The 8,767-nt window shown below is 40.9% G+C and carries 5 protein-coding genes; all 5 read right to left on the bottom strand.

The annotated features are described in order from the left end of the window. Positions 1-127: 127 nt before the first annotated feature. Positions 128-1,525, bottom strand: a complete 1,398-nt coding sequence (lpdA, locus tag EA341_RS16980; RefSeq protein ID WP_293016365.1) for a dihydrolipoyl dehydrogenase — start codon at positions 1,523-1,525, stop codon at positions 128-130. Between the two features lie 52 nt (positions 1,526-1,577). Then, positions 1,578-1,934, bottom strand: a complete 357-nt coding sequence (locus tag EA341_RS16985) for a four helix bundle protein (protein WP_293016366.1) — start codon at positions 1,932-1,934, stop codon at positions 1,578-1,580. Between the two features lie 136 nt (positions 1,935-2,070). Then, entirely contained in the window at positions 2,071-3,612 is a 1,542-nt protein-coding gene (gene odhB / locus EA341_RS16990) for a 2-oxoglutarate dehydrogenase complex dihydrolipoyllysine-residue succinyltransferase (protein WP_293016367.1), read from the bottom strand. 106 nt (positions 3,613-3,718) lie between these two features. After that, positions 3,719-6,517, bottom strand: coding sequence for a 2-oxoglutarate dehydrogenase E1 component (locus EA341_RS16995; RefSeq protein WP_293016368.1), 2,799 nt, complete (start codon positions 6,515-6,517; stop codon positions 3,719-3,721). Between the two features lie 277 nt (positions 6,518-6,794). Continuing rightward, positions 6,795-8,767: penicillin acylase family protein (locus tag EA341_RS17000; RefSeq protein ID WP_293016369.1), on the bottom strand; the 1,973-nt coding region annotated here is incomplete at its 5' end.

Consider the following 8,767-nt stretch of genomic DNA (forward strand, 5'->3'; position numbering starts at 1 on the left):
ACAGACCTGGTTTTTGTTTTTGAATCAATTTCGTCCAAAGTATTTTTTAGAGACTATACATGACAAATGTAAATAGAACATCATTTCATGACCTTTTATGATACTTTTGGACTTATTAAATATAGGCTTAAATATGCAAAGCTCTATTGTCAGTTGCTGCTAAACAAGCTTCTTTGAAGGCTTCTGTATAAGTTGGGTGCGCATGGGACATTCTGGCAATGTCTTCTGCGGAAGCTCTGAATTCCATAGCCACTACTGCCTCAGCAATCATGTCTGCTGTTCTTGGGCCTATCATGTGGACACCAAGAATTTCATCCGTCTCAGCGTCTGCGAGTACTTTTACAACACCGTCAGTATCCATAGAGGCTCGAGCCCTGCCTGATGCCATAAATGGAAACTTACCGGTTTTGTATTTGATACCTTTTTCTTTCAGCTGCTCCTCAGTGTAGCCTACCGCAGCCACTTCCGGCCAGGTATAAACCACGCCCGGGATCAAAAGATAATTGATGTGCGGCTTTTGTCCTGCAATCACTTCTGCCACAAAGCTGCCTTCTTCTTCAGCTTTATGCGCTAACATGGCGCCTTTAACCACGTCGCCGATCGCATAAATATTAGGGATATTTGTTCTTAGGTGTTCATCAACTTCTACTTGGCCTCTGTCGGTGATTTTAACTCCAGCCGCTTCTGCATTCAAGCCGTCAGTGTATGGCCTTCTGCCAATAGAAACCAAAACGTAATCTCCTTTCAATTCTATGGTTTCGCCTTTGGAATTCTCAGCTTTTACAACTACCTCTTTTCCTTTATTTTCAACGCCTACCACTTTGTGTTTTAGGAAGAATTCAAAACCGAGCTTTTTCAAAGACTTCTGCAATTCTTTACCCATGGTTTTATCCATGGTCGGTATAAGGGAATCCATATATTCTACCACGGAAACTTTTGCACCCATCCTGCCATAGACTGAGCCAAGCTCCATTCCAATCACACCGCCACCTATTACGATCATGTGCTTTGGAATTTCTTTTAGTTTTAGGGCTTCAGTAGAAGTGATCACTCTTTTTTTATCCAATTCGATAAAAGGAAGGGTAGAGGGTTTTGAACCTGTTGCGATGATGATGTTCTTCCCTTTGATTTCTTCTGAAGATCCATCATCCTTGGTGACCTTGACAGTCGTTTTGTCCACGAATGACCCCAACCCTTGATGAACATCAATTTTATTTTTTTTCATCAGGTAATCAATCCCATCAACATTCTGCTTCACCACATCGTCTTTTCTGGCGATCATTTGCTTAAGATCCACTTTCAAGCTACTAAGGTTGATTCCGTGAGTCTTAAATGTGTGAGCAGCATTATGGTAATGCTCTGATGAATCCAAGAGGGCTTTTGATGGAATGCATCCTACATTTAAACATGTTCCGCCGAGTGTAGGGTATTTTTCTATTATGGCAGTTTTCATCCCTAATTGGGCAGCTCTGATGGCTGCTACATATCCTCCGGGACCGGAGCCGATTACGATTACGTCGTACATTTTTTTTATTTTGTACCAAGTACCATGTACGATGTACAAAGTACTCAGTTGGTTATTGAAGATTTAAACTCATCTTCAGTTTAGAAATCATATTCTGAAGATGTTCTAATTCGTTTTCTAAATGTTGAAAATCTTGATCATTGATATAATTCAGCCTATTAGAAATAATAGCTTGAGTATCCAACTCAAAAGAAGAACCTAAGGCAATCCCTAGGAAATTATTGAAATCTTTGTTGGAATTTCTACCTGCACCTTCTGCAATATTTGATGGTATTGAAACAGCTGACCTGTTCATTTGACCAACGAGTCCATACTTTTCTTCCTTTGGGAGCTTTTCGGTAATACGGTAAATTTCAACTGCTAAGTCAATGGCCTTTTGCCATACTTTCAATTCTTTGTATCGATGCATTTTTTTAAGGTTTTAAGTGAAAATCAATAACTCTGAATTTACCTTCAACCATACTTTTTGTCAAATACAGTGATCAAATTAAACGGATAATTTATCTGACTCATGGTACATCGTACTTGGTACTTCGTACCAAAAGTTAGACTCCGAACAACAACCTCGTAGGATCTTCCAAGAGTTGCTTCACTCTAACCAAGAAGCTTACAGATTCTCTGCCATCAATAATTCTGTGGTCATAAGAAAGTGCCAGATACATCATAGGGAGGATTTTTACCTCACCATTTACTGCCATTGGTCTCTCCACAATATTGTGCATACCCAAGATTGCTGACTGTGGTGCATTGATGATTGGGGTAGACATCATGGATCCGAATATACCTCCATTTGTCAAGGTAAATGTGCCACCTGTCATTTCTTCAATAGAGAGTTTATTCTCCTTGGCTTTAGTGGCCAGTCTGACAACCTCTTTTTCAATTTCGTCAAAGCTCATGGCCTCTGCGTTTCTGATTACCGGAACCACCAAGCCTTTCGGTGCAGATACCGCTATTGAAATATCACAGAAGTCGTTATAAATGATTTCATTTCCATCAATCTGTGCATTTACAGCAGGCCATTCCTGCAAGGCTACACAAACAGCCTTGGTAAAAAAGGACATAAAGCCTAAATTCACGCCATGCTTTTCTTTGAACTGCTCCTTGAATTTTTTCCTTAGTTCCATAATTGGTCCCATATTGACCTCATTGAATGTAGTCAGCATGGCTGTTTCATTCTTGACAGAAACCAATCTTCTGGAAACAGTTTTTCTAAGAGAAGACATTTTTTCTCTTCTGCTATCTCTGGAACCAGCTACTTTAGGAGCCTCGTTTTGTTTCTCTTCAGTTTTTGAAGGAGCTGGTTTGGACTCAGGTTTAGGTGCTGATTTTTCAGCTTTTTCAGCATCCTCTTTGGTAATCCTACCATCTTTTCCAGTTCCTTTTACTTCTTTTGCATCTATACCTTTTTCTGCTAAAATCTTAGCCGCTGCAGGCGAAGCATGGCCTGTAGCATAGGTGTCTTTATCAGAAGTGGCAGTACTTACGGGTTTAGAGTCAGTACCTGCGGAAGGTTCTTCTGATGCAGGGGCACCGCCCTCTGTCACTTCTATTTTACAGATTAAACCGCCGATTTCCAAAGTATCGCCTTCTTGGGCTACATGTCTTAAAATTCCGTTTGCTTCAGCAGGCAGCTCAAAAGTGGCTTTATCAGAATCTACTTCAGCAATGATTTCATCCAATTCTACATAATCTCCGTCTGCTTTCAGCCAATTGGCCAAAGTCACTTCAGTGATGGATTCGCCTACTGTAGGCACTATCATTTCTTTTACCTCGCCGGTTTTGCCGGATGAAGTTGATTCCTCTTTTTTGTCTGATCCTGATTCCTCTTTGGGTTTGCTTTTTTCAGCTTTTGCACCCTCTTCGATAGTACAGATGATTTCTCCAATTTCCAGTGTATCACCTTCTTGAGCTTGGATTTTCAAAACACCTGCTGCTTCAGCAGTGAGTTCAAAAGTTGCTTTATCAGATTCGAGTTCACAGATGACTTCATCCATTTCTACTTGGTCACCATCCTGTTTGAACCATTGACCAATGGTTACTTCTGAGATAGATTCCCCTACCGCGGGGACTTTCATTTCTAGGCTCATTGTTTTTTTTGTTTACCCCCAAATTCGCTGTGGCGAACCCAAGGTTAATTTAAATTCGATTAATTAAATTAAACCTAAGTCCCGGAAATTCCGGGATTAGGGGTTATTAAGAAAGTTTTAAAGCTTGTTTTACAATATTTGATTGTTCTTGCACGTGGACTTTATTGTATCCAGTAGCAGGAGAAGCTGACATTTTTCTGGCAATGACCTCCATAGGCAGCTCCTTATACATCATACGTAAAATGAAGTTCCAGTATCCCATATTTTCTGGCTCTTCTTGCACCCATACTACTTCAGCATTTTTGTACTGCTTCAATGCGTCTGTGATTTGCTTTTTAGGCAGTGGGTGGATTTGCTCCAGTCGAATGATGGCTACGTCTTTGACTTTTTCTTTTTCACGCATTTCGTCAAGATCGTAAAAGATTTTTCCAGAGCAAAGAATGACTCTTTTCACTTCTTTGGCCTTCACAGTATTATCAAGAATGATCTCTTTGAATCCACCTTTGGTAAATTCTTCCAGAGGTGAAACCACCTTAGGGTGTCTCAACAATGACTTGGGAGACATCACCACGCAAGGTTTTCTAAATTCCCATGTCAATTGCCTTCTCAATAAGTGGAAGAAGTTGGATGGTTCTGTGATATTGGCTACCACCATATTGTATTCTGCCGAAAGTTGCAAAAATCTTTCAGGTCTGGCATTAGAGTGTTCCGGCCCCTGTCCTTCATAGCCATGAGGAAGTAGCATCACCAAACCATTCATTTTACCCCACTTAGATTCACCCGAAGAAATGAACTGGTCAATCATTGTTTGGGCCCCATTGGCAAAATCTCCAAACTGAGCTTCCCAGACTGTAAGTGCGTGAGGATTTGCCATTCCATATCCATACTCATATCCCAAAACGGCATATTCAGAAAGTAAGGAATTATAGATGCTGAAAAGCCCTTTGCTTTCCTTCATTTCCTTTAGGGAGTTATAGGGCTTATTGGATGTAGCATCGTGTACTACGGCATGTCTATGGGAAAATGTACCTCTTTGACAATCCTGTCCTGTAATCCTTACGGTTTTGCCATCAATAAGCAATGATCCATATGCCAAAAGCTCGGCGGCCGCCCAATTGAGCGACTTGGAATTGAAGAACATGTCTTTACGCTGCTTGAACTGTACTTCAATCTGTTTGATGGGCTTGAAACCTTTTGGTAAGGTAGTAAGGGCGTTTGCGACTGCTTCAATGGATTCCTCAGAGATACCTGTCTCAGGAGATTGATCAAAATCTTCCGGATTGGACCTTCTCAGACTGCCCCATTCTTGTTCAAATTTTGTTTGCTGATAAGGAAGTGGTTTTTCCTTGACCATGTTGAGCCTGTCCTGAAGGAGCTGACGGAATTCTTTATCCATCTGCTTGGCTATTTTAGCATCCATATCATCCCTTTCAGTCAACTTCTTGATATAAATTTCCCTAGGATTTGGATGCTTGGATATGATATTGTAAAGCTCTGGCTGTGTGAATTTCGGTTCATCCGACTCGTTGTGACCGTGTCTCCTGTAGCAGACCATGTCAATAAAAATGTCATTCCCGAATTTTTGACGGAACTCTGCGGCAAGTTTTGCTGCAAAAACTACTGCTTCTGCGTTGTCTCCATTTACGTGGATTACGGGTGCGTCAATAATCTTTGCCACATCAGTACAATAAATGGAAGTTCTGGCGTCATCGAAATCTGTGGTAAACCCTACCTGATTGTTGATGACAAAGTGTACTGTTCCTCCGGAATTGTACCCTTTTAATCCTGCCATTTGCGTGACCTCATATACAATGCCCTGACCCGCAATGGCTGCATCTCCGTGAATAAGAATAGGCAATGCCTTTTTACTGTCACCTTTATGCTGAGAATCAATTTTCGCACGGATAAATCCTTCAACGACTGGGTTGACAGCTTCGAGGTGTGAAGGATTTGGAGCGAGTTTCAGATTTACTTTTTTATTTCCTGTAGTGATGATATCTGAAGAGTAACCCATGTGATATTTTACATCGCCATCACCCATTGTCAGGTCAGGCTTTGCTGTTCCTTCAAACTCAGAAAAAATCTGTTCGTAGGTTTTTCCCATGATATTGGCGAGCACATTCAATCTTCCCCTGTGCGCCATACCAATCATCACCTCTTCCACGCCATGTTCGGCGGAGGTATTGATTACTGCATCCAGGAAAGGAATTGTGCTTTCTCCACCTTCCAGCGAGAATCTCTTTTGTCCGAGATACTTGGTATGAAGGAAGTTTTCAAAAACCACCGCCTGATTGAGCTTGGAAAGGATCCTTTTCTTTTCTTCCACTGCAGGGTTAAAAGCCAAGGCTTCTTTTTCAACTTTGGTTTTGAACCAGTCAAGGATTTCTGGATCTCTAATGTATAAATATTCAAAACCTACTGATCCTTCATAGATGGTTTTAAGTGCCTCGACAATTTTGGATAATTTTGCTTTACCTATGCCAATTTCTTTTCCAGCCTGAAATTCTGTATTCAGATCATTCTGGTCCAGGCCGAAATCATCCAAATCAAGAAGTGCCTTTCTGTCCCTTCTTTCTCTTACCGGGTTGGTTTTTGACCTTAGATGAGCTCTTGACCTGTAAGCATGAATCAATGCCCTTACCTTGATTTCTTTAGGCAATTCTTCCATGTCCATGATGGTTCCCTTTGTTGCAAGTGAGCCATTAGGGGCCTTCGAATCAGATGGCTTTGTGGCTACTTTTGCTCCACCATTTTCATCTTCACCATACTGGGTGATGGCAAATTCGAAACCATCAAAAAAAGTCTTCCAGCTTGGGTCTATAGATTCAGGGTTGTTTTTATAATCTGCATAGAGCTCATCTATATAAGCTACATGTGCATTGGCGATATAGGAATATTTATCCATAATTGAGTTTTTGCTAACATTGCAAAGGTAAAGCCAATTAGTTTTCTTTAAAAATTGAATATGCGGATAAACAAATATAATTGATAATCAAAGGTTAAAGTGGGTAGTATTGAAATAATATTTTGTTTGCGTGGTGTAATTATTAAGTAATACAAATTTTATTTCAAGCTTTAGGTTTGCCTGTAAGGTATTTGGGCTTTTATTGAAGCTTTTATTCAATTTTCCCATGAAAATATATAGCTAATCAGCAGAAATAGATCATTTCATAAAAAATCATTTACAAATTTTCTGGGGAATAGATTTTTTTTGCACTTTCTAACACCTTTTTTTTGTCCAAGGTCATGGGTTTCAATTCTTGCCTTAGGAAAAGCTCCATCTGATCAGAGTAATGTGGGCTATCAGGCTGATTTGATGCTCCATAGACATTAACAGTTTCAATAGAGGGAAGGCCTTCGCCGAACCTAACCATCATAATGTAGGATTCTCCTTGCTCCCCTCTTCTCATCCCTCCTTGGTAGGGTTCTGAACGCATGGCTGCCAGGACATCAGGAAGTCCGAAAAGGGGCATCTCCTTTTCCCCTCTGACCAATTTCTGGAAATCTCCGAGCTGTGTTTCCTCTTTATTAAAATAGCTTTCAAATTCCTTTTTTGCGGCTTTCAGAGTTTCTACCGCCACTTCTTCTGTGATTGTCCTATTAGGGTCGAGTTGTAGCTCTTTGGTTTTATCTCTTAAATGGTAATAGGAAAAAGCAAATAATGCAGCCCCTTTGCTTTCAGCATCAGCCTGCCTGTCCCATCTTTGAAGTGTTTTGATTTCATAAGAGATTTCCGGGTATTTATCAGGTTCTAAAGTAAATAAAGGATTTACATCAATTTCATAAGCAAGGTTAGTCGGAAGGGCTTTGTCAAATTTGATTTTTTTAAATTTATCGTAAGTGATAAAACCCTCTTCAGGCATGATTTCTCTGAATCGCAATGAGCGATTGTTGTCATGAAGCCCGTATCCCATGCTCTTAGGATAATCTTCAGAATTCAAGTTATCAGAGCTTGCAGATGCTTTGAATGCAGAATGATTGGAATTGAATAGGTAGCCTGAGTTTGGGTTGAGCTGTTGGGGAAGTTCCTCGAAGCTGTAATACTCCGACCAGATTTTTGCACTTTGATCCCCAGCTATGGTTTTACTGTAGTCGTATGCGGAATTTCTGATTGGCAATAAGGCATTGCTGACATAATAGATTGTATCGTATTTATCAGCGTAGACTGTGTTGAAACCAGGCAAGGCCATCATATCCATTGCATTTTTAAATTCGCTGTAGTTTTTGGCCTTATTCATTCTGTACCATTGTTCTGGTGCAGTGATTATTTCCAAGGAACCAGTTTTAATACTAAAAACACCATGCTCGGTGACCATAGTTGGACCAAATATGCTTTTGTACACTTTTTTAGGAATAGGGATAGTAATAAGGCCAGCGAGTTTTACTTTTAACCAAACTGTCCTTTCCTCAAGCGCCATCCATTGCTCATCAACTTTGTAGAAGCCATCTTTTTCCGGATGCATGATGAGTTGAAAAACGTCCAGTTTGTCAGGACTATTGACAGTATGTGCCCAGCCTAAATGCTCATTTACACCGTGGAAAACAGTCATTCCTCCCGGGAAAAGGCCACCTAAAATATTCCAGCCCTCTTCAGAGTGGAGGTGGGCTTCATACCATGAAACTGGTCCAGATAAGGGTTGATGTGAGTTTATGGCTAAAAAAGCTTCACCTGTATCCGTACGGGAGGGGTGAATGGCTATGGCATTGGATCCGGCAGCAGGATCTTTGACTTCAGCTTGGTCAATGCTGCCCTCCATGATTTTTTTAACGGCTTCATCAGCGCCTGACATTTGAGCAAGAGATAAAATATATGCTGAAATGATATCAATTTCAGTGACAGGGAAAGCCTTCTTGTACAGTACTCTTTCCGGATGGCTTAATGCAAAATCATTGATGCCAGACATGTAAGCGTCCAGAAGCTTTTGAAAATCTTCTGAATAGTCAGCTTTAAACTTTGCGTCAGCAATCTCCCTTGTTTCCAAAAGATGGACAAAGTAATCCACGGCTGCACCCTCTTTGCCGAAGACCCTCCCCACCATCGCCTTTCCAGCCAGAAGGGTCTGCTGAATAGTCTCAAAATCATCTTCGGCGTGTGCCCAGGCTAGGCCATAGGCAACATCAGGGTCCGATTTGCCAAAAATGTGTGGTACACCAT

This window comes from Mongoliibacter sp., assembly GCF_007692705.1.
GTDB lineage: Bacteria > Bacteroidota > Bacteroidia > Cytophagales > Cyclobacteriaceae > Mongoliibacter.